Raw genomic sequence first — 26,861 nt, forward strand, 5'->3', positions numbered from 1 at the left:
TTTTAGTAGAAAAGACTGGTTCAAAGTTTTTTTTGAAAAAATATAATTTTCAAAAAGTAGGTTTAAACAATCTAAACATAGTTTTTGAAATAAAGTGGCTTCTGGTATTCAAAAACAGCGATTTAGGCTTCACCAACTCCACCTCAAATCATCTATATTTGCCCACCAACTATAACATTATGGCTAAAACAGATCTGTACGAAGCGCCTGATTATTATCAATTAGATGAATTGTTAACCGAAGAACATAAGCTCATCCGTTCATCCGTGCGCGATTGGGTAAAGAAAGAATTAAGCCCCATTATTGAGGATTACGCCCAAAAAGCCGAGTTCCCCAATCAACTCATAAAAGGCCTTGCCGAGATAGGCGCCTTCGGCCCAACTATCCCTGTTGAATATGGTGGTGCAGGTTTGGATTATATGGCCTACGGCATTATTATGCAAGAAATTGAACGTGGTGACTCGGGTATCCGTTCTACCTCATCTGTTCAGGGTTCATTAGTGATGTATCCTATTTATGCTTATGGCTCCGAGGAACAGCGCAAAAAATATCTGCCCAAACTGGCATCTGGTGAAATGATAGGCTGTTTCGGTCTTACAGAACCTGATCATGGCTCAAATCCGGGCGGTATGACTACCAATATCAAAGATGCCGGGGATCACTATATTTTAAATGGTGCCAAAATGTGGATCTCCAATGCCCCATTCGCTGATATTGCCGTTGTTTGGGCTAAAGACGAGAGCGGCAAGGTTCGCGGAGTGATTGTAGAACGCGGCATGGAAGGGTTTACCACTCCAACTACCCATAATAAATGGTCGCTAAGAGCATCAGCTACAGGCGAGCTGGTTTTTGACCATGTGAAAATTCCTAAGGAAAACGTGTTACCAAATGTGGCTGGCTTAAAAGGTCCGCTGGGTTGCCTTAACCAGGCCCGTTACGGTATTGCCTGGGGAGCGCTTGGCGCGGCTATGGATTGTTATGATACAGCCCTGCGCTATTCTAAAGAACGTGTGCAATTTGGCCGACCTATCGCCGGCTTCCAACTACAACAAAAGAAACTGGCCGAAATGATCACAGAGATCACCAAGGCTCAGTTATTGGTTTGGCGTTTGGGGGTACTCAAAAACGAAGGTCGGGCAACTCCTGCTCAAATATCCATGGCCAAACGTAACAGCGTAGAAACCGCCATTAACATAGCCCGCGAAGCCCGCCAGATATTAGGTGGCATGGGCATAACCGGTGAGTATTCTATCATGAGACACATGATGAACCTGGAATCAGTGATCACTTACGAAGGTACCCACGATATTCACCTGCTGATAACCGGTATGGATATTACCGGGGAAGATGCGTTTAAATAAATATTGTCAGAATCAGAATTTTCAGAATTTAGGAATTAACAGAATTGACTGGTTATTATTCTGAAAATTCTGATTCAGACAGTTTCCTTTAAAAATTCCCCGTACCATTTTCCCGACTCCTTAACAATACGTTGTTGGGTATTATGATCAACATAGATGAGCCCGAAACGGGGATGATAGCCTTCGGCCCATTCAAAATTGTCGGTCAGTGTCCAGATAAAATAGCCGTTTACTTTGCAGCCTTCATTTTTTGCCTGGAGTACCTGGCGTATATAGTTTTGCAGATAGCGCAGACGCTGCGGGTCATCTACTTTACCTTCATTTACCATATCCGGGAAAGCGGCGCCGTTTTCGGTAATGATAATACTTTTGATACCGGGGTAAGCATCAAACTTTTTAATCATATGATAGATAGACGGTGGAAAAACTTCCCAGCGCATAGCGGTAAGCTCATCAACTTTCCGATCTTCTGCCTTTATCATTTTGGCGTTGATATAAGGCGTAAAAAACGAATATTTAACAACCTCGCGGGTATAGTTCTGGATGCCTATAAAGTCGAAATCAAAATGCATGTTATCCTCATCGCCTGGCAGAATATATTTTTGGATACTCTTCAGTACCGGTAATTCCTTAACAGGATAGCCCATACCTAAAATAGGTTCAATAAACAACCGGTTGATCAGCGCGTCTGCTCTTACTGCGGCGGCTACATCCTTTGGTTTATCGCTGGCGGGGGTAATTTGCGAGCAGGAAAAGGTGGTGCCTATCTGCGCTTCGGGCAGTAACTGGCGTAATATCCTTGCTCCAGCGGTAATACTAAGCACCACGTGGTGTATAGCCGGGATAAAATTCCTGATGCCGCTGCGGCCCGGAGCATGTATGCCGAAAAAATATCCCGCGCCTGTAAAAACAACTGGTTCATTCATCACCATCCAGTGTTTTACCCGGTCGCCAAAGCTTTGGACGCACAGGTTTGTAAACTCGCTGAACCAGCTGATAACCTCCCTATTTGTCCACCCGCCTTTTTGTTCCAGTATCTGTGGCAGATCCCAATGGTAAATAGTAACCCAGGGCTCTACTCCTTTTTTGATGCAATAATCAATAACCCGGTTATAATAATCAATACCGGCCTGGTTTATCTCGCCTGTGCCGTTGGGTAAAAGGCGCGACCAGGATATCGAAAACCGGAAGTTGGGGATATTGAGCTGTTTGATGAGATCGATATCTTCCTCGTACCGATTATAAAAATCGCAGGCGGTACGAGCGTGGTCGGCATTAAGTATCTTGCCTTTTTTTGTGGTAAAAGCATCCCATACCGATTCGCCCTTGCCATCGGCATCGTGCGAGCCTTCTATCTGAAATGCGGCAGTTGAAACGCCCCAAATAAAGTCGGGGCCAAAGAGTTGTTGGCGGAGTGGTGTATCCAGATCAGTTAGTTCCATTAAATTGAGCTAAGCAAAGCCCAAAATTGCGATTATTTTATGAAAGAAAAGCTTAACGGACAATTTAGTGGATAAAAGATGATCTCATGCTTTTGCGGATCATCCATTCACGAACACTGCTTACCAATCTTGAAAAAACCGTGATGAATTTCATAACTATGCTTTTTAATATATAACTAAAGTTAAGCTACAGGTATAACCTAATTGTAACAGTTATATTATCATATTATTAAACCGCGATGAATTGCGGTTAATTGAAAAGTACGTTTTACTTAAAGTTAGTAAATTATTGTGAAACAGGTAGTTATTTTAAAGAATAAGTTTTGCAAATCTTCTGTTGTAAAGTTAATCGGAAAAAATAGATAAAAGACCTATTTTGAGTTTTGTCATTTATGCCTGATACTTGTTCTATTATTCACTTATCTCCTCATGAAAGCACACTTTATTAAACTGTTCAATTATAACCGCTTTGCTAATGATCTGATACTGAAAGCAATTATTGACAGGCAAGTGCCCCAAAAAGCATTACAACTGTTTGCACACCTGCTAACAGCCGAGCAGGTTTGGTTTGATCGTTGCCACAACTTACCACCCAAATATGCTAATGCATGGTTTGATTATACTATTGAAGAGTGCGTACAGCTTGTTCCGGAATGTCATGACCAATGGATAATCTATTTAAACCAACTAACCGATGCCGATCTTAACAAAATAATTAAATATCAGAATTTTAGAGGTGATAATTGGGAAGATTCACTGGCGGATATATTAACACACGTAATTAATCATGGTACGCATACCAGGGCCAGGTGGGCCAGCAGTTGAAATTTGCGGGTGCAGAAAGTTTACCTATTACTGACTATACCTATTATTTAAGATCGGTAGTTAACAAAATTTAACCCGTTTATTTGCCATATTTGCCAGTATATACTTCCATTGAAAAAGTCCTATGAAAAAATTTAGTTTGATTACTTTAACAGCCTTGGCTTTGTGGGGTTGCGGAGACGGTAAAAAACAGGAAAAATTACTGCTGGATAGCGTTATAGCTACACATGATAAGGTTATGGCCAGCGACGAGCAGCTGATGAAAAATAAAATGATCCTGGATAGTATCATCAAAAATGCACCAACTACAGTAAATATCGACTCAGCCAAAGCTTATTTAAAACTGGTTGATGATGCGGATGACGCTATGAGCGATTGGATGCACAAATTTGATGCAGAAAATAAAGGTAAATCCCACCAGGAGATCATCGATTATCTGACCGATCAAAAAAAGAAGATCACCATTATTGATTCGCAAATAAACATGGCCGTTACCAGTTCAAATAAATACCTGAATACAACCACTAAAAAATGAAAAATATCGTCTGTGCATTTATTGTAATCGCGCTTTATAGCGCCTGTAAACAAGGTAGTACTAATAATACTGCTAAACTTCCTATTTTGGGCAATCGTGAACCGGTTACCAAAACGGTTGATGGCAAGCAGGTTACCGATACAACTTATTCAACCATCCCGGCATTTAAATTTGTGAACCAGTATGCCGATACTATAAGCGATAAAAGTTTGGACGGCAAAATATATGTAGCCGATTTCTTTTTTACCACCTGTCCTTCTATCTGCCCGGTAATGCACCGCAATATGCTCAACGTGTACAAAGAGTTTAAGGCCGATGATAATTTCAGGATCATATCCCATACCATCGACCCTAAATATGATACTGTGCCAGTGTTAAAAAAATATGCCGATAAAATGGGCATCAGCGGCAATACCTGGTGGCTTTTACACGGTACTAAAGAAGAAACTTACCAGATAGCTAAAAATTACCTGGTATCGGTACAGGAAAAAAAACCACAGGGCGAATATATACATGATGGTTACTTTGTTTTAGTTGATAAGCAAAAACGCCTTCGTGGTACCTATGATGGTACCGATCCCGCACAGGTGACCAAATTAATTGCCGATATTAAAACACTAAAAACCGAACCCGACCAAGTTAACGCTAAATGAAATTAGCATTTTTTACGGGCATAGTCCTATTATTTATTATGGCAGTGGTGGCCTCGTGCCAGAGTGAGGATCAGGTTGAATTTAGCCGCTATTACTCTGGCGGCAGCGTTATATATTTGGCGCATTGCCAAAACTGCCATGGCGAAAAAGGCGAAGGTTTGCAGTCGCTGATCCCACCACTTACCGATTCTGTGTTTCTGAAAACTAATCGTTCATCATTAGCTTGTTATCTAAAAAATGGCCTTAAAGGAAAATTAACAGTAGCTGGTCGTGAGTTTGAAGGTGAAATGCCTGCTGTAGCCGATCTGTCGCCCATTGAGGTAGCCAAGGTATTAACCTATATAACCAACTCCTTTGGTAATAAGTCAGGTTTGATTAATCTGCAACAGATTGAGGCTGATTTAAAAAATTGTAAGTAAATCACTTAGCAGTCGCTCGGCAGGAGCCCACAGGTGTTGGGAAGAAGAAAAAGTTGTCATTTCGACGAGGTACGAGGAGAAACTATCTCTTGAGCGCAGCGAAAAATCTTATACGCTGAGATAAGCAAATCGTACAAGATTTCTCTTCGCCCTCCCGCCCAGGCCTCAGCTTCTGCTCATCGAAATGACAACGTTCGGTATAAATTTATGTCTTCTCAACACCTGTCGGCAGGAGCCGAGCGACTGCGGGACAATAAAGGGTGCCATGCTGAGCTCCGTCGAAGCATGGTGGGTGGGCCTCTGCGCTCTACCCTTCGACGGGGCTCAGGGTGACACCCCTCTTTTTATTACTGCGTTTTACTAATAAATTGCACGTTGGTTTTACTGTCAGATCTCAGCACGCTTTGCTGCCTGAACTTACTGATGTACAACTGAGCTATGCTATCCAGCGCGGCATTACGCTGCTTGCTTGGTTTTCCAAAAAAAGTAGCCACTTTAGTAGGTTCGGTTATGGTTACTTTTGTTTTGGTATCCTTCCAGCGCCCATCGGCGTTCCATTCGGTATACCCTTCCGGAAAAAAATGACTGATCACACTGTCGCTAAAAGCTTTCCATTGTTGTTCGCTAACCTGTCCTCCATCGGGGATATCCCTTCCAAAAAACAGATCGCTCCGCTGATAAGTAGCACAAGAAGCCAAACTAAGGCAAAAGAAAAGAGGTAAAATTCGGTAGGTATTCTTTTTCATAGGTGTAAAAGGTTTTGGTATACATCAAAAATAATTAAAAAATAAAATTTAACTATTGTTTATGGGGTTTAATTAAAGATTACAAGAAAGCCCCACCCAGTCCTTTCCTTTGGAGAGGGCTTTAGGCATTTTTTTAAAGTCTCCTACTTTGGGGTAGATTTAGAGGGCGCCCCTTCCCCAAAAAATCCGTACCTTTACCCCTGCAAAACGTTCTATCGCTGTCCCGATTTATCGGGACGGAGGAAAGTCCGGGCAACACAGAGCATCCTGCTTCCTAACGGGAAGGCGCCGGCAGCCGGCGACAGCAAGTGCAACAGAAAACAAACCGCCACGTCCCGATAGCTATCGGGATTGGGTAAGGGTGAAACCGTGAGGTAAGAGCTCACGACGTTTCCGGGTGACCGGAAATGATGGTAAACCTCAGGAGTTGAAAAACCAAATAGGTCCCGGAAGTGGAGTTGCTCGCTTCCGCAATGCCTTCGGGCACTACTCCGGGATGGGTAGGTTGTTTAAACCTGTCAGCAATGGCAGGGCCAGATAAATGATAGAAATTGCTTTTTAAGCAATACAGAACCCGGCTTACAGATTTGCTGCTGAATTATATAACCCTTTCCTGCAAACAGGAAGGGGTTATTTTTGTTACAAGCTCAAGTGTTTATTTTTCTATACAAAATCTTATATATTAGCAAGCTAAATAAAGTCCCAGGTACTGAGTTCTAAGTCTGATGTCTATTCGAAAATAATCTTCAATTGATGACTTAATGCTTAAGACTTCGGACTTAAAAAACTACCTGATTTACATTTAATAAAAGATATGGCTAAAATTTTAATCATTGATGATGAGCGGGCGATCCGCAATACGCTACGCGAGATATTGGAATATGAGGATTATGATGTTGAAGACGTTGACAATGGCGTTGACGGACTGCAACTGATTGAAAAAAATGATTACGACCTGGTACTGTGCGACATCAAAATGAATCGCATGGATGGCATGGAGGTACTTACCGAGGGTTTGGCCATAAAACCCGATCTGCCTTTTATCATGATATCTGGTCATGGCACAGTTGAAACAGCTATAGAAGCCAGCAAAAAGGGCGCGTTTGATTTTATATCAAAACCACCAGATCTTAACCGCCTGCTGATCACCGTACGTAACGCCCTTGACCGAGGAAGCCTGGTTGTTGAAGCCAAGGTATTAAAACGCAAGGTTTCAAAAGTTCGCGAAATTCTGGGTAACTCCCAGGCTATTGTTAAAATAAAAGAAACTATTGACCGTGTAGCCCCTACCGATGCCCGTGTTTTGATCACTGGTGCAAATGGTAGCGGTAAAGAATTGGTGGCTCGTTGGCTGCATGAAAAATCTAATCGTTCCTCCTCTTCTCTTATTGAAGTCAATTGCGCGGCTATTCCGTCAGAGTTGATTGAAAGTGAGCTTTTTGGTCACGAGAAGGGTTCATTTACCTCGGCTATTAAACAGCGTATCGGTAAATTTGAATCGGCCAGCGGCGGTACGCTTTTCCTGGATGAGATCGGCGATATGAGCCAATCGGCCCAAGCCAAGGTTTTACGTGCCTTGCAGGAAAATAAGATCACTCGTGTAGGCGGCGAAAAAGAAATAGATGTTGATGTGCGGGTAGTTGCGGCTACTAACAAGGATCTGCTTAAAGAAATAGAGGCAGGCAATTTCAGGATGGACCTTTACCACCGACTGAGCGTAATATTGATACACGTGCCGCCGCTGGTTGAGCGTAAGGATGATATCACCCTGCTTACTCAAAGCTTCCTGGATGAGATCTGTAATGAGTATGGCATGCCGGTTAAAAAAATATCAGATGCCGCCCTCGAAGCCCTGAAAGCATTGCCATGGACGGGAAATATCCGCGAGCTCAGGAACATGGTTGAACGCCTCATCATCCTGAGCGACAAAACTATTACCGATAATGATGTGAAGGCATTTGCCAATCCTTCGGCTCCTGCAGTTGCGGGCGGCGAAGGTAATGGTATGGCCCAAACCGATTTTGATCAGTTCAATAACTTCCAGGAATACAAGGATTTTGCCGAGCGGGAATACATCAAATTTAAATTGGAAAAAAATAACTGGAACGTATCCAAAACAGCCGATGATATTGATATACAGCGTAGCCACCTGTATAGTAAGATCGAAAAATTCGGTTTGAAAAGAGGCGAATAATAAACTTATATAAATATTTTAAAAAGTGACTGAACTTAACACTCAATCACTTTTTTTATTGGGTTAAATTTTTTACAATTGTAATAAACCCAATCACGTTATGAGAAACACATTTTTACTATCGTTTTGTATTTTAGCCATCGCTGGCTGTACACAAAAACCTGCCGAAACGGAAAAAGCTCCTGCCTCTCCTTTAACCGGTACCTGGCATTTAGTATCGAGCAAAAGCATTACCAAAGGCGATACTGCGGTAACAACCCCTCCCCAAGATCAGGAAATGGTCAAAATATTTAACGGAACTGATTTTGCGTTCTTTACCCATGACTTAAAAAATGGAAAGGTTGATAAACCAGTTTTTAGCGCTGGCAGCGGTATCTATACCTTGCAAGGTAATAACTATGCAGAGCATTTGGCTTACTGCAATGCCCGCGAATGGGAAAACCGCGATTTTAAATTTACCGTAGAATTTAAACATGATACCCTGATCCAAAAAGGCATTGAAAAAATTGACAGCCTTAAAATTGATCACGAGATCATTGAAACCTATGTAAAACTGCGATAAACGATATAAGCAGATTACAACACGTAATAGTTTTACGCGCAATTTTCGTGTTTTTGTAATGAATAACGGCCCGGTTTTTTCAATAGAAAGAAGAATCGGGCTGTTTTGTTAAGGATAAAATAACACAAAAAGGTAAGTGGAGGATTTGATCAGAAACTGATTATCTTTGCAGTGCCCCCATATGAACGTACCATCCCCAAAAACAGCAAAAATGCTTTTGTCCTGTAAACTCACTGTTGTTATATCAATCACCGTATTATTTTTTAATAACTGCCGGACAGAAAAGCTTAAACCTACCACCGACAGTCCGAAAACGCCCGATGGTACCATAATATCAAAAGATACAACAACTGATGGTTCTCTCATTCCTCATAGCGTGGCATTAAAAAATATGTTCGGTATCAATGCCTATGAATGGAACTTTTTGCAGGATCCGGCAAACCCTAATTTGAAAAGTCATATTTATGAGGCTAATATGGCTGTAATCAAGTCTTTTAGTGCAGTAAGGCATTATATGAACTGGAATAAGCTGGAAAACACCAAAGGCGATTACACTTACAATCCTACTAATAATGGCAGCTGGGATTATGATTTGATATACACCCGTTGCAAGCAAGACGGCATTTTGGTTTTGGCCGATCTGAAAAATTGCCCAACCTGGCTGGAAAGCACCTACCCTGCTAATTTGCAGGATAATGAAAATGTGCCTGCACCTTATGGAATTAATAAAAGTGATCCCGCAACCTATGCCGACCAGGCACGTACTGCTTTTCAGTTTGCCGCAAGGTATGGCTATAACGGCAATGTAAATAAAGCCCTGGTTAAGGTTGATAGTCGCCCGAGGTGGGCTAATGATCCACTTAATGTGGTTAAGATAGGCATGGGGCTCATCAAATATATTGAATGTGATAACGAGCGCGATAAGTGGTGGAAAAGTGACGCTACTCAGCAAACTCCGGAGGAATACGCCGCAAATATGTCGGCATTTTATGATGGTGATAAAGGCCGGTTAGGCAATAACGCCGGCGTAAAAACCGCTGACCCTACTATGCAGGTTGTGATGGGTGGTTTAGCTACCTGCGATGTAAACTGGGTTAAACGGATGGTAGAGTGGTGCCGGAAAAATCGGGGTTATAAAGCTGATGGCACTATAAACCTGTGTTTTGATGTGATCAACTTCCATTTTTATAATAATAATGGCAATATACTTACCCATGCCAGGGCAACTACGGGCGTAGCTCCTGAGCTATCTATGGCCGGTCAAATTGCCGATTTATTTGTGCAGTATGCCAACACATTACCTCAAAAACCCGAGGTTTGGGTAACAGAAACGGGTTATGATATAAATCAGGGTAGTTATCAGAAGGCTATAGCTATTGGCGATAAATCAGTTCTTTCAACGCAAGCCGATTGGATACTAAGAACCTCTCTTTTGTATATCAGGCATGGCATCAAAAAAACGTTCTACTATCAATTGCTGGATGATACTCCCGATGTTGATGTTCAGTATGCTACTTCTGGTTTGGCCACGGATGCTAAGCCGAGACCTGCGACCGATTATATTCTGCAAACCAATGCACTGATGGGGAATTATGCCTACCAAAGCACTATCAATGCCGATCCAATAGTTGATAAATATGTTTCGGGTGGTAAAGTAATGTACGTTTTAATGATCCCAGATCAAAAAGGCCGTACTGCGAATTATACGCTCAATTTAGGGTTTTTGGCCGCTAAAGCCAATATTTATACCTTAAAGGCAGGTGCAAATGTGGCTGTTAAAACCCAGGTTTCCACAACGCTTGGTAAGGTAACGGTGAAGGTTTCAGAAACCCCGGTGTTTGTAGAAGCCGCTAATTAAAACAGTATATCAAAATCTCATCTTAAAAAGCTATTTTTGCGGTTCAATGGAGCACATTCGTAATTTTTGTATCATCGCACATATCGACCACGGTAAAAGTACACTTGCCGATAGGTTATTAGAATATACCAACACTATTACCCAACGCGAATCGCAGGCACAATTGCTTGACGATATGGACCTGGAACGCGAACGGGGTATCACCATAAAAAGCCATGCCATACAAATGGATTATGTGCTTGACGGGCAGAAATATACCCTGAACCTGATAGACACCCCGGGCCACGTGGATTTCTCCTACGAGGTTTCCCGCTCTATAGCTGCCTGCGAGGGCGCATTGCTTATCGTTGACGCGGCACAAGGTATACAGGCGCAAACCATATCAAACCTTTACCTGGCATTAGAAAACGATCTGGAGATAATCCCAGTGCTGAATAAAATGGATCTTCCCGGTGCAATGCCCGAGGAGGTAAAAGACCAGATAGTTGATTTGATTGGTTGCAAACGTGAGGATATTCTGGCCGCATCTGGTAAAACAGGTATGGGCGTACATGATATTTTACGTGCCATTGTGGAGCGTGTACCGGCACCGGTGGGCGATCCTGAAGCACCTTTACAGGCTTTGATATTTGATTCGGTGTTCAACTCTTTCCGTGGTATCATTGCTTATTTTAAAGTAGTGAACGGCGAGATCCGTAAAGGTGATAAAGTAAAATTTGTCGCGACAGAAAAGCAATATCTGGCTGATGAGGTAGGTACGCTGAAGCTTCGTCCGCTTGCTAAAGATGTGATCAAAACCGGCGATGTAGGCTACATTATATCTGGTATTAAAGAAGCCCGCGAGGTTAAGGTTGGTGACACCATAACCCGGGTTGACCGTCCTTGCGAAGTAGGTATTCAGGGTTTTGAAGAAGTAAAACCAATGGTATTTGCCGGTATTTACCCGGTTGATACCGAGGACTACGAAGAGCTGCGCGAATCGATGGCTAAACTGCAACTGAACGATGCATCACTGGTTTTTGAACCGGAATCATCTGCGGCATTAGGCTTTGGTTTCCGTTGCGGTTTCCTGGGGATGCTGCACATGGAGATCATACAGGAGCGTTTGGAGCGTGAGTTTAACATGACGGTGATCACCACCGTTCCCAACGTATCGTATCTTGCTTATACTACCAAAGGTGATGAGATTGTAGTTAATAACCCATCAGATCTTCCTGATCCAAGTAAGATTGATCACGTGGAAGAACCTTATATTAAAGCAACCATCATTACCAAATCTGAATTTGTGGGGCCGGTCATGTCGCTTTGTATCCAAAAACGTGGTAGTATTGTTAATCAGTCGTACTTAACGTCAGATCGTGTTGAGCTCATATTTGAAATGCCGATGGGCGAAATTGTTTTTGACTTTTATGATAAGCTGAAAACTATTTCCAAAGGTTATGCTTCGTTTGATTACCACCAGATCGGTTACCGCCAGTCGGATTTGGTTCGTCTGGATATCCGTTTAAATTCTGAGCCTGTGGATGCTTTATCATCCCTGATATTCAGAGGCAATTCTTATGATTTTGGTAAAAGGATCTGCGAAAAGTTAAAAGAACTTTTACCTCGCCAGCAATTCGAGATCATTATACAAGCATCAATTGGTGCTAAGATCATAGCACGCGAAACGGTGAAGGCCTTACGTAAGGACGTTACCGCCAAATGTTACGGTGGTGATATATCCCGTAAGCGTAAACTGTTAGAGAAACAAAAACAAGGTAAAAAACGCATGCGCCAGGTTGGTAACGTAGAGATACCACAATCGGCATTTATGGCTGTTTTGAAATTGGATTAATATAGAATCAAGAGATAAGAATCAGGAGGCAAGACAAAAGAGCTTCTCTTGATTTATGCTACTCTTGATTCTTGGCTCTTACTTCTTGATTCTTATTTATTTTATGCAACTATTAGACGGAAAATACGTATCGGAAAAATTGAAGGTTGAAATAGCCGAAGAAGCGGCTAAAATATTACAGCGCACCGGCAGGCAGCCTCATTTGGTGGCTGTATTGGTTGGTCATGACGGTGGCAGCGAAACTTACGTGGCCAGCAAAATGAAAAACTGCGAAAAGGTTGGTTTTAAATCAACCCTGGTACGTTATGAGGATGATGTGACCGAAGAAGAATTGTTGAAGAAAGTGGAGGAATTAAATGCTGATGCAGACATCGACGGTATCATTGTACAACTTCCCCTACCCAAACATATCGACCCGGAAAAAGTAACCGAGCGTATTGATCACCGTAAAGATGTAGATGGCTTTCACCCGGTAAACCTGGGCCGTATGCAGCGTAACCTGCCATCATTTATACCCGCTACTCCTTATGGTATCACCCTGATGCTTAAAGAGTATGGCATTGATACTGTAGGCAAACATTGTGTGGTAGTGGGTCGCAGTAATATCGTGGGCTCCCCCATGAGTATTTTGATGGCTCGTAATACTACTCCGGGCAATTGCACAGTTACTATATGCCACAGCCGTACTCCTGATATTAAAAGCATTACCTTACAAGCCGATATTTTGATCGTGGCCATAGGCAAAAAGAATTTCATTACTGCCGATATGGTAAAAGATGGTGTTGTTGTGGTTGACGTGGGTATGAACCGCGAAACCTCTGCCCTAACCAAATCAGGCTATAAACTATACGGCGATGTTGACTTTGAGAACGTTGCTCCAAAATCATCCTGGATAACCCCGGTACCGGGCGGTGTTGGCTTAATGACCATCATTGGTTTACTTAAAAACACCCTGGCTTCCGCTAATAAAGAGGTTTATCAATAGGTTGGTTGATTAAGTGAGTAGTTGATTCTGTTGGATTAAGTTAGAACCATTTAACTCAATCAACTACTCACTTAATCCAACGCTCACCTTACTTACTTAGTATTTTCATTTCGGCAAGATCAACTTGCATAGCTTGCCGGCGGATAGCTTCCTCACTGAATTTTTTCTCCTTCCGGATGCGATAAAGCTCCTTGCGTTGTTGTTGGTAAATATCTTTCAACGCCTTCCGATAAACATCTCTTTGTGTTTGATGGGTATCTCCATGTTCTAATGATCCAAGGCGTGCCGCTGCGTGTTCCGCGTTATTTTGCAGTTCGGTTTTTAATACTTGTAGTAAGTGGTTGTGTTCAATTTCATCTAAATAATGTTCATCAAGTCTTTTCAGGGCCACTTCTGTAAGCCTGATCTTGATGGTCATTTCCTGCTGATCTTCGGGTACCACCTGATCAATGTCTTTTATCTTCATCAATTTAATGAGGATAGGTAGTGTAAATCCCTGAAATACCAACGTTACCAATATCACCACGAAGGTGATAAAAATAATAAGGTTTCGATGCGGAAACGCCTGCCCGGTATGGGTTATTAAAGGCAATGAGAGCGCTGCTGCCAGCGAAACTACGCCACGCATACCCGCCCAACCAACAATAAACGGATTTTTCCAACCGGGATTTGGTTCTGTAGTGCGGATACTTTTAAAGAGCCAGCGAGGGACAAAAGTGCCGGGATATATCCAGATCAACCTGATCAGGATAACTATTCCACTGATGATCAGTCCGTATTTCCATGCTTCTGCCAATGAATAGCCCTCCAACCCTTTCATGATCACCGGTAACTCTAACCCGATCAAAATAAAAACAAGACCATTGAGGATAATAACTACCGTTGCCCAAACATTAATCGCTTGTAATCGGCTTTGCCCATCGGTAAATATTTCATGCGATCGGTAGGATAAGAATAACCCTCCGCTTACTACAGCCATCACACCCGAATAATGAAATTGCTCGGCTGCCAGGTACATAAAATAGGGAGATATGAGCGTTAATGCCGAATCAATACTTGCCGTGGTAGGTAAAAAACGATGTATGGCATACATTACATGAGCCACCACCACTCCTATCACTATGCCCATCAAGGTAACCACAAAAAACTCTGTAGTGGCTTCATGCAGGGAAAATTTGCCTGTTAGCACAGCGGCCAAAGCAAAACGCAGTACAATTAAACTGGAGGCATCGTTAATCAGGCTCTCACCTTCTAAAATAGTGATTATTCTTTTGGGGATCTTAACATTTTTTAAAACCGAAGTGGCCGCTACCGCATCTGGTGGGGATATAATGCCACCCAATAAAAAGCCCATAGGCAAGGTAAAGCCGGGTATAACCGCCGTGGCGAAAAAAGCGATAATAGTTGACGTAAAAATAACCAGCCCAAATGCCAGTAAACTTATCGGTCGTTTCCATTTCCAGAAATCATTCCATGAGGTGTACCAGGCTGCTTCATAAAGTAATGGTGGTAAAAATATCAGGAATATGAGATCGGGGTCGATAGCTATTATCGGCATACCAGGGATATAACCGATAACCAGGCCAGCCAGAACCAAAAATATAGGATATGCGATGTTTAACTTTTTGGCCAGCATGATGAGCATGAAGGCGGCAAAAAGCAAGATCAGAAATTGCAGCAGGGAATAATGCATGGCTAAAGATAAAAATCAATCGTAGTTTATGAAAGTTTGATCAGTTTCACTTTCCACTTAACCGTTCCCAAAAAGATTTTATGCCTATATAAATACCGTCTGCTCTCATTTCAACGGGATATGTGGCTACAAAATCATTTTGGCCCTCTCCACCTTTGCCGGTTTCAAGATTGTAGGTATACCGGTGATACGGGCAAACAATTTTACCTTTCACGCATAACCCCTCGCTCAGATCGGCTCCGGCATGAGGGCAAACGGCCGACAGGGCATACAAACTACCCTCAAAGCCAACTATGCAAATGCTTTTGCGGCCAATTTTAGTTTTGGTAATAAATGGCGCTGATGTATAGGCCATATTGATCTTATGCCACTTCATAAAAAAGTAAAAGCCGAAGATAAATATAATATCAAAAATCGATCTTCAGATTCATTACCGATGGGTTTTTGATTACCTCGTCCATACTTGTAACCAGCGTTACGCTGCGTCTGTCGGCAGAGAGTACGGCTTTAGAATTATTTAATTTTTTAACAGGTTTGGCAAATTTCAGGATCACCTTATAAGGCATATCTATCAACATGGCTTTGGCCATCATAAATGTAGATTGGGTTTTCTTTAAAAAGGCGTTGAATTTGGCCTTGTCGATTATGCGGTAAAATTTATGCGGGGTGATATCATACGAATAATAATCCTGACCGGCTACCATTTGGCGGGCATCAAAACTTTTGCTGGCTTTATCGGCGCTTGTAAATGCATTGATACGGCTGTTCAGGGCTATTTTTGAAAGATTTTGAAGATAATACTGTAAGTCGGCAGCGTTTTTGGCTACATGCGTGATATTCACTTTCATGATGCTCTTTTTGAGGTTCATGTTAATGGAAAGGTCGCTGGTTTTAGCCATATTACTTTCCTCGATGCTCATTTTCTGCTGAGTACTGTCGGGCATCGCGCTGTAAAAATTCAGTGTGGTGTCCTTAACCAAACTAAACTGCGGCGTTTCCTTTACCGAATCAGACATCAGGTTCACCAATACGGATACAGCTTTGCTCATATCAAAGCCATATACCACATTACAGCTGCCATCGGCTTTAAAATCGTATTGCTCTTCAATATCTACACAGGAGCTTAAACATAAAATGGCCAGAAAAATTAGGGGTAGGTAGAATTTTTTCATCGGCTTATGGTTTTAGGTTTACGAGGATTTCATATCAGTTAAGTTAAATCCAGGTTAATTTAACCGGGTTGTTAAAACTGAAGTAATAATAAATATTATTAACCATAATAAAAAGAATAAATAGCTAAAACGTTTACGCTACGTTTACTATTCGCCCTTACGCTTTCGGTATAAAATAGATACCTTTGCAAAAATTATGGCACACCAGATTCCAGACGACGGCACGCTGCTTCCTTTAATGGAAGAATTCTACACGATACAGGGCGAAGGATACAACACAGGCAAAGCGGCTTATTTTATACGCCTTGGTGGTTGTGATGTAGGCTGTCATTGGTGTGATGTTAAAGAGAGTTGGGATGCTGAATTACATCCTTTAACCGCTGCCGATCAAATAGTGGCCAATGCGTCTGTGCATCCTTCAAAAGCTGTTGTGGTAACAGGTGGTGAGCCATTAATCTACAATTTAGATTATCTGACCGCCCAGCTGCATGACCGGGGCATTAAAACTTTTATTGAAACATCGGGCGCCTATCCGCTTTCGGGGGATTGGGATTGGATCTGCCTGTCACCCAAAAAATTCAAAGCACCTATGCCCCATGTGGCCGAAAACGCGCATGAACTAAAGGTGATCGTGTTTAACAAATCGGATTTTGAATGGGCCGAGTATCACGCCAAAATGGTATCGCCCGATTGCAAATTGTATCTACAGCCAGAATGGTCAAAATCAAAGGAAATGACTCCGCTTATAGTTGATTATGTGATGAATAACCCGCAATGGGAAATATCATTGCAAACGCATAAGTATTTGAATATTCCTTAATATTTGTAACTTACGATAACATTTATCGTATCAAAACAGATGAAGATTGTAATCATCCTGATTTTATCAATTTTTCTTCCTGTTATTGCTTTGGCTCAGCAAAACCAATACACTACCACTAAAAAGGAAGCCATAAAGTATTTTGCCGAAGCCAACAAAAATCTCGATGAGCATTTATATGACGAAGCTATTGCCAGCCTTCAAAAGGCTATCAATGAAGATTCCAAATTTGTAGAAGCACATGCCCAGCTTGCAGATGTATTTCGATTGAGACATCTATACAAACAAGCCATTGATGAATATTTGAGGGTTATAACCATTAATCCCGATTTTAACCGTTCAGTTTATCTCAAAATCGGTGAGGCCGAAATAACGGAAGCAAAATACCCGCAGGCTCAGCAGCACCTGGAAAAATATTTAAGCTATCCAGATATCACTCCTGCTAATAAGTTATATGCGCAAAAGCTTATTGCCGATGCTAAATTCAGTATCCAGGCGATGCAGCATCCGGTAGCGTTTAAGCCTGTGAATATAGGTCCCGAAATAAATACGGCCAATGATGAATACCTGCCTGTTGCCACCGCCGACGAAGCCTTATTGATATTTACCCGGAAGGTGAACAATAATGAAGATTTTTACAAAAGCGCCAATATTGACGGGAAATGGCAAACGGCCAGTTATCTGAGCGATCAGATCAATACAGCCCAGTACAACGAAGGCGCGCAGTCTATTTCCCAGGATGGTAAATACTTGTTTTTCACGGGATGTAACCGTCCCGATGGTTTGGGTAGATGTGATATTTATATTGCTCAAAAAAAAGGCGAGGATTGGGGTAAACCTGTTGACTTAAGTCCGCCGGTAAATACCTCCGGATGGGAATCACAGCCATCCATAAGCGCTGATGGGCGTACACTTTATTTTGTAAGCAACCGGGCAGGTGGTTATGGCGGATACGACATATGGAAGTCAACCCTGAACAGCAAAGGTTGGGGGCCTGCAGAAAATTTGGGGCCAAATATCAATACGGCTTATAATGAGCAATCGCCTTTTATCCATGCCGATGATAGTACGCTTTACTTTAGCTCCAATGGATGGCCGGGTTTGGGTAATAAAGATCTTTTTGTAAGCCGTTTGGGTAAAGATGGCAAATGGCAAAAGCCCGAAAACCTGGGCTACCCTATTAATTCCAACGGAGATGAAAATGGACTGACCTTAACCGCGAACGGTAACATCGCGTTTTTCGCTTCGGATAATCTAAATGGTTATGGCGGTTATGATATTTACACATTTGAGTTACCGGTAAATGTACGGCCACGCGTAGTAACCTATGTAAAAGGCAATGTACATGACGCTAAAAGCAATCATCCGCTGGAAGCCGCTATCGAGATCATTGATTTGCAAAGCAATCAACCGGTTTACCAGGATTATAGCAGTGATGACGAAGGTAGCTTTTTGGCTACCATTACTTCGGGTAAAAACTATGGTTTGAATATCTCGAAAAGCGGGTATATGTTCTATTCCGAGAATTTCTCGCTGGTGGGTTATAAAACCAGGAATCCGTTTAACATTTCTGTTTCATTGTCGCCTATAGATGTTGGCAATAAAGTGATCCTGAAGAACATATTCTTTGATACCAATAAATTCGATCTCGAATTGGAATCAAAGGCGGAGTTGGTGAAACTGATCGAATTTTTAACCGTAAATCCAACGGTACATATTGAAATATCAGGCCATACAGATGATGTAGGCCCGGATCAGATTAACCAGACTCTTTCCGAAAACCGGGCCAAATCTGTGTATCAGTATTTAATTGGTAATGGCATTAGTGCCACTCGCCTGGTATATAAAGGTTATGGTAAAATGCAACCGATAGCGCCTAATGATACCGATGAAAATCGGGCAAAGAACCGCCGCACCGAGTTTAAAATTATTTCTAAATAAGAGGATAGTAATTGAACATAAAAAAAGCTTTTAGCAAATTACTAAAAGCTTTTTTATTTGTTATTAGTTACCCATTTCTGATATGAATTTAATGCGCATTAATTGCACCTCTTCACGGGTATAATCATCGTTTCCTAATTCGCTTAACGCATCATCGATGGAGTCAACTTCGGCGGTGCGGAAGTAATCAAATACCTCTTCCTGCTTGTCCTCATCTATTACTTCATCAATATAATAGTTCAGGTTAAGTTTTGTGCCTGAGTTCACTATAGTTTCTACTTCTTTCAATATCTCTTCGTAGGTGAGCCCTTTGGAGGCCGCAATGTCATCCAGATTCAGGTGACGATCGATATTCTGGATAATAAATACTTTGAGTGCCGATTTATTAGCCGCGCTCTTAATCACCATATCAACCGGGCGATCGATATCGTTATCTTCTACATATTTTTGTATCAGATCAGTAAATGGTTTACCGAATTTCAGGGCTTTACCTGCTCCTACTCCTGAGATCTGTTTTAATTCTTCAGTAGTGATTGGATAATGCGTGCACATTTCCTCTAATGATGGATCCTGGAATATCACAAATGGAGGCAAGCCCTTTTGCTTAGCCAGCTTTTTACGCAAGTCTTTAAGCATTTGCAATAGCTGGGTATCCAATGCGCCACCGCCTTGTTTAGGGCCGTCAGCGTCATCGTCATCATCCGTAGCCTCCATCACCTTATTGAGGATAAAACGGATGCTGTGCGGGTTATCAATAAAGCTGTTACCGGTTTTGGTTAAGCGCAGCAAGCCATATTGATCAATATCTTTGGAAAGATAATTGTTTAACAAAGCTTGTCTCAGCAATGAGTTCCACAGGTTTTCACCTTGCTCCTTACCTGATCCATAATAGTCAAGAGTATCATGTTCATAGCTCTTTACCTGGGCGTTTTCAGTTCCCATCAATATGCTGATGATATGCTGATCATCAAACTTCTCCCCAATGTGTTTGATCAGGCTTAGCGCTTTATGCAAATGCTCCTCGCCATCAAAATGGTCTTTATGGCCGCAGCAGTTATCGCACATGTTATTACAGCCCGCTTCATTAAAGTTTTCTCCAAAATAATGCAGCAGTTGTTTACGACGGCATACAGAAGATTCGCAATAATCAATTACTTCTTTCAATATCTGGGTACCAATTTCACGTTCAGAAACCGGTTTATCCTTCATGAATTTCTGAAGCTTATCAATATCTTTTTCAGAATAAAAAGCCACACAAACACCTTCACCGCCGTCGCGACCAGCCCTGCCTGTTTCCTGATAATACCCCTCCATGCTTTTAGGCACATCATGATGTATCACATAACGAACATCCGGTTTGTCGATACCCATACCAAAAGCAATGGTGGCTACAATCACCTCCACATCTTCCATCAGGAATTTGTCTTGAGTATCGGCACGTACCTTGGGATCCAGGCCGGCGTGATATGGTAATGCCCTCACACCATTCAGATTGAGCGCTTCGGCAACTTCCTCAACCTTTTTACGGCTAAGGCAATAAATGATGCCCGATTTACCCTGGTTTTGCTTTACAAACTTTACGATCTCTTTGATCACATTGCGTTTGGCACGAACTTCATAAAACAGGTTTGAACGGTTGAATGATGATTTATATACCGTTGCATTGTTCATCTGCAGGTTTTTCTGTATATCCTGCTGAACTTTTGGTGTAGCGGTAGCCGTTAAGGCAATGATGGGTATATTTTCGCCGATATTGCTGATCACCTGGCGTATCTTGCGGTATTCGGGTCTGAAGTCATGCCCCCACTCCGATATACAGTGGGCCTCGTCAACCGCTACAAATGATACATGATTAAGTTTTAAAAAGTCGATATTCTCCTGTTTGGTCAGTGACTCGGGAGCAACATATAAAAGTTTGGTTTTTCCGGCCAGCACGTCTTCTTTAACGCGGGCTATGTCTGATTTGGTAAGTGATGAGTTTAAGAAATGAGCTATACTGTCCGATCCTCCAAAAGCTCTCAACTGATCTACCTGATTTTTCATCAGGGCTATCAGCGGTGAAATTACTATCGCAGTGCCGTCGCTCATTAATGCCGGCAACTGGTAACACATGGATTTGCCACCACCGGTAGGCATGATCACAAAGGTGTCATTACCCGCCAGTATGTTTGTTATAATCGCTTCCTGCTCCCCCTTAAAGTTGTCGAATCCGAAAAAATTCTGGAGATTATCAAATAGCGACTTCTTAGTTTCTATCATTGTTTAACGTGATCTTGAATTGTATTTAAAAGTTTAAAGTAACAAAATTTAATGAATAAACGATGGATTTACTATTTAATTTTATACAAATATGATTATTAAATGAAAAACAATTTGTTCATTTGGCGCATTTAAATTGCGGACAAATTCGCTATCCAATTATTTAGTTTTATTTAACCCATATTTAACAGATTATTGTACACTTTTGCGCTGGCTACGCAAAATAAAAACTCTTTTTACCATATGAATAAAAACAATTATGCGATCATCATGGCAGGCGGCATCGGGAGCCGTTTTTGGCCCATAAGCCGGTCATCGCATCCCAAACAATTTATAGATATCCTGGGCACGGGCAAAACCCTGATCCAAAATACATACGAACGTTTTCTGAAAGTATGCCCCAAAGAAAACATCTACGTGGTGACCAACGAGAATTATACCAAACTGGTGAAACAACAATTACCGGAAATGGCCGATGGGCAAATCCTGACCGAACCGGTGATGCGCAACACGGCCCCCTGCGTGGCTTATGGCTGTTTCAAGATTGAAAGCCTGAACCCCGAGGCGGTTATCGTGGTAGCCCCCTCAGATCAGCAGATCCTGGATGAGGAGGCTTTTGTGACAGCGATTGAAAAATCACTGGAGACCGCAGCCTCAACCGATAGTTTGATCACCCTTGGGATTAAGCCATCGCGCCCGGATACAGGTTACGGATATATCCAGTATACCGACCAGGCCATTAACCAGGATTTTCATAAAGTAAAAACGTTTACCGAAAAACCCACGCTGGAAATAGCCAAAACGTTTATCCAGAGCGGCGACTTCCTATGGAACGCGGGTATCTTTGTATGGTCGGCCAAAGCCATAGTGAATGCTTTTGGTCGTCATTTGCCAGAGATGCATGAGATCTTCGCGGAAGCACGTCCGGTGTACAATACCGGGGACGAGAAGAGCTATGTGCACAAAGCTTATCAGCAATGCATCAATATCTCGATCGATTACGGGATCATGGAAAAGGCGGATAATGTGTATGTACTGCCATCGGCCTTTGGCTGGAGTGATCTGGGCACCTGGGCCTCGATCTATGACCTGGCCGAGAAAGATTATGTAGGCAACGTGGTGATCCCGTCAGAAAAAGTGATCATGTATGATTCATCCAACTGCATGGTAAATGTACCGGGTGAGAAACTGGTGATACTACAGGGACTGCATGATTTTATCGTGGTAGAATCCAACAACACGCTGTTGATTTGCCCGCGCGATCAGGAACAGAATGTAAAACAGGTAGTGGCTGATGTGAAAGCCAAATTTGGAACGAAATTTATTTAGGGTTGGTGAGTGGTTGATTAAGTTAATGGTGCTCATTAAAGCGGATCGTTATAATTTCTAATATAATCCAATTACTCACTTAATAGACTCAATCAACCACTCACCCAATCAACTACTTAACCGCAACGCGTTGCCTTATCGCCTCATACAATATTACTCCGGTTGATACGGATACGTTCAATGATTCGATCTCACCAAACATGGGGATTTTAGCTAAGTGGTCTGATATGCGGATGATCTCGTTGCGGATGCCATCCTCCTCGGATCCCATGATAATGGCTGTTGGGGCGGTATAATCGGGCTTGTAAATATCGTCCTGTGTTTTTTCGGTACAACAAACCAATTGTAAGCCCGATTCCTGTAAAAAACGAACGGTTTGCATAAAGTTATCATGACGGCAAACCGGTATTTTGTACAATGCTCCCGCTGATGTTTTAATAGCATCAGGATTTATCTGCGCCGAACCTTTAGCAGGGATAACAATGGCATGCACCCCGGCACATTCGGCGGTACGGGCAATAGCGCCCATATTGCGCACATCGGTAATAGAATCCAGAACAAGCACCAATGGTACCTCTCCTTTTTCAAATACTTCGGGAATTATATTTTCAATCTTCTGATAAGTTATCGGCGAAATAAAAGCTACCGCACCCTGGTGATTTTTTTGGGTAAGGCGATTCAGTTTTTCAACGGGCACCTGCTGGGCGGTGATGTTATATTCTGTAAGCAAAGCTTTTAGCTCATGCGACAGGCTACCTGCGCCTCCTCTCTGGATATATAATGCTTCAATTTCCTTGCCCGAAGTGATGGCCTCCATGATCGCCCTGATACCAAAAACCATTTGGTTACTTTCGCGCTGAGGTCTTGAATTAAATGCCATTTGTAATGATCTGTTTTTCTGCAAAAGTAGCTATATTAATTGATTAAGCACTTATTGAACTGATAACCCTTTTCGGTTTTTTAAAAACACAGGTCAATAATAGTTAACATTATAAAACTTTATTAACATAGGTTTAAATGTTTGTAAATCAGGGCAACTAAAACTTTATTATAAAGTTATCAACATAGGTGTGTTAATTAAAAAGCTTTAAATTATAACACTGGGTATGATTGTTTTAAAATCTCGATACACTATGTTGATGGAAATGTAGCTTCAAAAAAACATTTTTTGTATATTTTTGTCGACTTATGAATTTCGAGAACGATAACCTGCAGAACAAGCCGAATACTAACGACCGCCGGAGCCGCATCACTACCCCGACACCCTACAGCGGACTGGGGAAACTTCCGCCCCAGGCTACCGATCTGGAGGAGGCTGTTTTAGGAGCGTTAATGCTCGAAAAAGACGCCCTTTCGTCGGTTATTGATGTTTTAAATCCCGAAGTTTTTTATCGTGATAATCACCAGAAAATATTTGCGGCTATAAAACAGCTGTTTGAAAAATCGTCACCGGTTGATATCCTGACAGTTACAGCCGAACTACGCAGGCAAGGCGAACTGGAAATGATTGGTGGGGCCTACTACATTACAGAACTGACCAGTCGTGTGGCTTCTGCAGCCAATATTGAATTTCACGCCCGTATTATCATTCAGAAGTTCATTCAACGCGAACTGATCCGCATATCTACGGATGTTATTCAAAGCGCTTATGAGGACACATCTGACGTACTGGACCTGTTAGACCGGGCTGAGAAGAACCTTTTTGAAATTGCACAAAGTAACTTGCGCCGCGATGCCCGTAAAATGGATGACCTGGTGCATGAAGCTTTAAAAGATATTGAGGCGTTAAAAGATAAAAAAGATGGTCTTACCGGTGTAGCCTCTGGCTTTACAGCGCTCGACCGGATGACCTCGGGCTGGCAAAAATCCGACCTGGTGATTATAGCTGCCCGCCCGGCGATGGGTAAAACGGCTTTCGTACTGAGTTGTGCCCGTAACGCCGCGGTCGACTTTGATAAACCGGTTGTGGTGTTCTCGCTGGAAATGTCCTCGGTTCAGTTGGTTAACCGTTTAATATCCGGCGAAACCGAAATTGAACAGGAAAAGATACGTAAGGGAACTTTGGAGGAATGGGAATGGCAACAGATCCACTCTAAGATTGGCAGGCTGGAACAAGCCACACTGATCATCGATGATACCCCGGCATTGAATATATTTGAATTCAGGGCCAAATGCCGCCGTTTAAAATCACAGCATGATATTCAACTGATCATTATTGACTACTTGCAGTTGATGCATGGTAAGGCTGAAGGTAAAGGCGGGGGCGGTAACCGTGAGCAGGAAATTGGTAGTATATCAAGGGCCTTGAAATCGGTAGCCAAAGAATTGAACGTACCTGTGATCGCGCTGTCACAATTAAGTCGAGCGGTTGAAACCAGGCCGGGTAACTCCAAAAGACCAATGCTATCGGATTTGCGTGAGTCGGGATCTATTGAGCAGGACGCGGATATGGTGCTTTTCCTTTACCGCCCTGAATACTATGGCTTAACAGAAGATGAAGACGGTAACCCAACCAACAATGTGGGTGAAGTTATTATAGCCAAACACCGTAACGGTGAAACGGGTACGGTACGATTGAAGTTTGTGGGTAAATACGTAAAATTCGCTAACCTGGAAGAGAGCATGGATGGCTTCCCTCCTGCTGCGGGCAGCGCATTCTCGGGCCTGGCGCCATCGCAGGATTTTGAAAAACAAAGTAACTTCATCATCCGCCCATCGCGAATGGACGATATTGATGATGAACCACCGTTTTAATATCGGATTTGGGAATTTTGATTCGGATTTATTTTTATTGTGGATTGAACTAAACAAGAAATCTTAAATCATAGTAATTCCGAAATCGAACATCCGAAATCCCAAATCAAAAAAATATCCCCAGTAACACCCCGATGATAATAATTACCGGGGTTTTTATTTTGGTGAAGTGCAACAGTAAAAAAGTGCCCGCCATAAGCCCATAAGCTATCCAGTTGCCCCCAAATGGCCGTACCAATAAAATAAAAGCCGTAGCCATAAAACCTACCGCTACCGCGCTGATACCACTTAAGGAATTTTTAATACGGGTTATCTTTTTAAGATCTTCCCAAAACGGCACAATAAACAGGATCAGTATCAAGCCGGGTGTGTTTACCCCAATAACCGCCACAATGCTGCCTATGATCTGCCCACCAATGCCGTATCCCTTGTTCCCTAAAGTGATACCGCCTAAAAAGGATGTAAAAGAAAATGTTGGCCCCGGAAGCGCCTGTTGTAAGGCGTATCCGGAAAGGAATTCCGAATTGCTGAGGTAATGTTTAACTTCTACAAATTCTGTGTACATGAGCGGCACCATAACCTGTCCGCCACCAAATATCAGGATACCGTTACGGTAAAAGTTCTCAAATAAACGAATAGGTAAGCTAAACGGTGACGTTTGATTGATGATGGCACCCAGTGCCGCAAAGAACAACAGAATCCCAATAAAATAAGCCACTTTATTAGGGTTTACGTTAGAGTATAGTTTAACCCTCAATTCGTTTTCCTGCGGCTGGGTTTCCATAGCCGATGATATAATCCCACCTAATAAAACCAATAATGGGAAAGCATAGGCATTTTGGAGAATAAGTGTTGCTATGAACGATGCTATAGCCAGCATGGTGCTCACCCGCGTTTTCAGGAACCTGTGCGCAAAACTATAGGTAGCATAAGCCACAATACCTACAGCCAAGGGTTGTATATAAGTGATAATGTGTGCAAATTTAGCACGGTTGGCAAACATTTTATAGCTGATAGCAGCGGTAGCCATAATTGCAGCAGACGGCAGTATCCATATCAGGAAGGTGATCAAAGCCAGCCTTAATCCGCCTACCTTCCAGGCTATACCGACCAATGTTTGGGTTGATGACGGGCCGGGCAACACTTGCGATAAAGCATTGAGCTCCATTAATTCATCTTCGGTAATATAATGCCGTTTTTCCACAAACTCACGCAGTAAAACAGCTATATGCGCTTGCGGGCCACCGAAAGCCGTAAACGTATAGATCAATACATCACGAAGAAATAGAAGTTCCCGTTTTTTCATTTAGCTCACTGGTTCATTAGTTCACTGGTTCATCGGTATCGAGCCAAACCTTATTAAACAAATCGTCATTACACGGTTGTTAAACTTTTGTAAGATTAGTAAAATCTCCTTAATTCTTAAATTCTGATTAGCATAGGTCCCAATGAACTAATGAACCAGCAAACAAATGAACT

22 protein-coding genes and 1 other RNA gene are annotated in these 26,861 nt (G+C 42.3%); 15 read left to right on the plus strand and 8 right to left on the minus strand.

What is annotated here, in order from left to right; all coding sequences use genetic code 11:
* Positions 1-179 precede the first annotated feature (179 nt).
* Positions 180-1,361: an acyl-CoA dehydrogenase family protein gene (locus FHW89_RS03000; protein ID WP_172333512.1), complete on the plus strand. Its 1,182-nt coding sequence runs from the start codon at positions 180-182 to the stop codon at positions 1,359-1,361.
* 74 nt (positions 1,362-1,435) lie between these two features.
* Here FHW89_RS03000 and FHW89_RS03005 read toward each other — a convergent pair whose 3' ends face one another.
* Positions 1,436-2,803 carry a GH1 family beta-glucosidase gene (locus tag FHW89_RS03005; RefSeq protein WP_172333513.1) on the minus strand — a complete coding sequence of 456 codons (1,368 nt, stop codon included), beginning with the start codon at positions 2,801-2,803 and terminating at the stop codon, positions 1,436-1,438.
* A gap of 429 nt (positions 2,804-3,232) precedes the next feature.
* Here FHW89_RS03005 and FHW89_RS03010 point away from each other — a divergent pair, with 429 nt between their 5' ends.
* The 4 genes from FHW89_RS03010 (at position 3,233) to FHW89_RS03025 (ending at position 5,235) form a co-directional block, all read left to right on the plus strand.
* The gene (locus FHW89_RS03010; RefSeq protein ID WP_172333514.1) at positions 3,233-3,628 is read left to right on the plus strand and encodes a DinB family protein; all 396 of its coding nucleotides are present in this window, start codon (positions 3,233-3,235) and stop codon (positions 3,626-3,628) included.
* A 124-nt stretch (positions 3,629-3,752) separates the two neighbouring features.
* Positions 3,753-4,163, plus strand: coding sequence for a hypothetical protein (locus FHW89_RS03015; protein ID WP_172333515.1), 411 nt, complete (start codon positions 3,753-3,755; stop codon positions 4,161-4,163).
* Positions 4,160-4,816 carry an SCO family protein gene (locus FHW89_RS03020; RefSeq protein WP_172333516.1) on the plus strand — a complete coding sequence of 219 codons (657 nt, stop codon included), beginning with the start codon at positions 4,160-4,162 and terminating at the stop codon, positions 4,814-4,816. Before FHW89_RS03015 ends, FHW89_RS03020 begins: the two co-directional genes overlap by 4 nt.
* Entirely contained in the window at positions 4,813-5,235 is a 423-nt protein-coding gene (locus FHW89_RS03025; protein WP_172333517.1) for a cytochrome c, read from the plus strand. Before FHW89_RS03020 ends, FHW89_RS03025 begins: the two co-directional genes overlap by 4 nt.
* Before the next feature lie 347 nt (positions 5,236-5,582).
* Here FHW89_RS03025 and FHW89_RS03030 read toward each other — a convergent pair whose 3' ends face one another.
* Positions 5,583-5,981 carry a DUF3574 domain-containing protein gene (locus tag FHW89_RS03030; RefSeq protein WP_172333518.1) on the minus strand — a complete coding sequence of 133 codons (399 nt, stop codon included), beginning with the start codon at positions 5,979-5,981 and terminating at the stop codon, positions 5,583-5,585.
* Between the two features lie 199 nt (positions 5,982-6,180).
* Between FHW89_RS03030 and rnpB the strand changes: the two genes are divergently transcribed.
* From rnpB to FHW89_RS03060, 6 genes are all read left to right on the plus strand, one after another.
* Positions 6,181-6,579: RNase P RNA component class A (gene rnpB, locus FHW89_RS03035), an RNA gene on the plus strand.
* Between the two features lie 216 nt (positions 6,580-6,795).
* On the plus strand, positions 6,796-8,175 hold the full coding sequence (locus tag FHW89_RS03040; protein ID WP_172333519.1) for a sigma-54 dependent transcriptional regulator: 1,380 nt from the start codon (positions 6,796-6,798) through the stop codon (positions 8,173-8,175).
* A 100-nt stretch (positions 8,176-8,275) separates the two neighbouring features.
* Positions 8,276-8,737 carry a hypothetical protein gene (locus tag FHW89_RS03045; RefSeq protein ID WP_172333520.1) on the plus strand — a complete coding sequence of 154 codons (462 nt, stop codon included), beginning with the start codon at positions 8,276-8,278 and terminating at the stop codon, positions 8,735-8,737.
* A 211-nt stretch (positions 8,738-8,948) separates the two neighbouring features.
* The gene (locus FHW89_RS03050; RefSeq protein ID WP_172333521.1) at positions 8,949-10,595 is read left to right on the plus strand and encodes a hypothetical protein; all 1,647 of its coding nucleotides are present in this window, start codon (positions 8,949-8,951) and stop codon (positions 10,593-10,595) included.
* A gap of 46 nt (positions 10,596-10,641) precedes the next feature.
* Positions 10,642-12,429, plus strand: a complete 1,788-nt coding sequence (lepA, locus tag FHW89_RS03055; RefSeq protein ID WP_172333522.1) for a translation elongation factor 4 — start codon at positions 10,642-10,644, stop codon at positions 12,427-12,429.
* A 103-nt stretch (positions 12,430-12,532) separates the two neighbouring features.
* On the plus strand, positions 12,533-13,414 hold the full coding sequence (locus FHW89_RS03060; protein ID WP_166086643.1) for a bifunctional 5,10-methylenetetrahydrofolate dehydrogenase/5,10-methenyltetrahydrofolate cyclohydrolase: 882 nt from the start codon (positions 12,533-12,535) through the stop codon (positions 13,412-13,414).
* An 88-nt stretch (positions 13,415-13,502) separates the two neighbouring features.
* Here FHW89_RS03060 and FHW89_RS03065 read toward each other — a convergent pair whose 3' ends face one another.
* From FHW89_RS03065 to FHW89_RS03075, 3 genes are read right to left on the minus strand one after another with little or no spacing between them, the layout of a single operon-like run.
* The gene (locus FHW89_RS03065) at positions 13,503-15,107 is read right to left on the minus strand and encodes a Na+/H+ antiporter (protein WP_172333523.1); all 1,605 of its coding nucleotides are present in this window, start codon (positions 15,105-15,107) and stop codon (positions 13,503-13,505) included.
* A gap of 46 nt (positions 15,108-15,153) precedes the next feature.
* Positions 15,154-15,483 carry a Rieske (2Fe-2S) protein gene (locus FHW89_RS03070; RefSeq protein ID WP_172333524.1) on the minus strand — a complete coding sequence of 110 codons (330 nt, stop codon included), beginning with the start codon at positions 15,481-15,483 and terminating at the stop codon, positions 15,154-15,156.
* Between the two features lie 31 nt (positions 15,484-15,514).
* Entirely contained in the window at positions 15,515-16,279 is a 765-nt protein-coding gene (locus FHW89_RS03075) for a hypothetical protein (protein WP_172333525.1), read from the minus strand.
* 196 nt (positions 16,280-16,475) lie between these two features.
* Here FHW89_RS03075 and FHW89_RS03080 point away from each other — a divergent pair, with 196 nt between their 5' ends.
* On the plus strand, positions 16,476-17,099 hold the full coding sequence (locus tag FHW89_RS03080) for a 7-carboxy-7-deazaguanine synthase QueE (RefSeq protein WP_172333526.1): 624 nt from the start codon (positions 16,476-16,478) through the stop codon (positions 17,097-17,099).
* 39 nt (positions 17,100-17,138) lie between these two features.
* Entirely contained in the window at positions 17,139-19,040 is a 1,902-nt protein-coding gene (locus FHW89_RS03085) for an OmpA family protein (protein WP_172333527.1), read from the plus strand.
* A gap of 63 nt (positions 19,041-19,103) precedes the next feature.
* On the opposite strand, the gene recQ is transcribed toward FHW89_RS03085, so the two are convergent.
* Positions 19,104-21,296 (minus strand): DNA helicase RecQ, encoded by a 2,193-nt coding sequence (gene recQ / locus FHW89_RS03090; RefSeq protein WP_172333814.1) that lies wholly within the window; start codon positions 21,294-21,296, stop codon positions 19,104-19,106.
* 246 nt (positions 21,297-21,542) lie between these two features.
* Here recQ and FHW89_RS03095 point away from each other — a divergent pair, with 246 nt between their 5' ends.
* The gene (locus FHW89_RS03095; protein WP_172333528.1) at positions 21,543-22,628 is read left to right on the plus strand and encodes a mannose-1-phosphate guanylyltransferase; all 1,086 of its coding nucleotides are present in this window, start codon (positions 21,543-21,545) and stop codon (positions 22,626-22,628) included.
* Positions 22,629-22,740: 112 nt separating this feature from the next.
* Here the strand turns inward: FHW89_RS03095 and rlmB are convergent, their stop codons facing one another.
* Positions 22,741-23,508 (minus strand): 23S rRNA (guanosine(2251)-2'-O)-methyltransferase RlmB, encoded by a 768-nt coding sequence (rlmB, locus tag FHW89_RS03100; protein WP_172333529.1) that lies wholly within the window; start codon positions 23,506-23,508, stop codon positions 22,741-22,743.
* Positions 23,509-23,816: 308 nt separating this feature from the next.
* Here rlmB and dnaB point away from each other — a divergent pair, with 308 nt between their 5' ends.
* Complete coding sequence (gene dnaB / locus FHW89_RS03105) at positions 23,817-25,382, plus strand: replicative DNA helicase (RefSeq protein WP_172333530.1); 1,566 nt, start codon at positions 23,817-23,819, stop codon at positions 25,380-25,382.
* A gap of 106 nt (positions 25,383-25,488) precedes the next feature.
* Here dnaB and chrA read toward each other — a convergent pair whose 3' ends face one another.
* Positions 25,489-26,688: a chromate efflux transporter gene (chrA, locus tag FHW89_RS03110; RefSeq protein ID WP_172333531.1), complete on the minus strand. Its 1,200-nt coding sequence runs from the start codon at positions 26,686-26,688 to the stop codon at positions 25,489-25,491.
* Positions 26,689-26,861 lie beyond the last annotated feature (173 nt).

It is taken from the genome of Mucilaginibacter sp. SG564, from assembly GCF_013149275.1.
Classification (GTDB): Bacteria; Bacteroidota; Bacteroidia; order Sphingobacteriales; family Sphingobacteriaceae; genus Mucilaginibacter.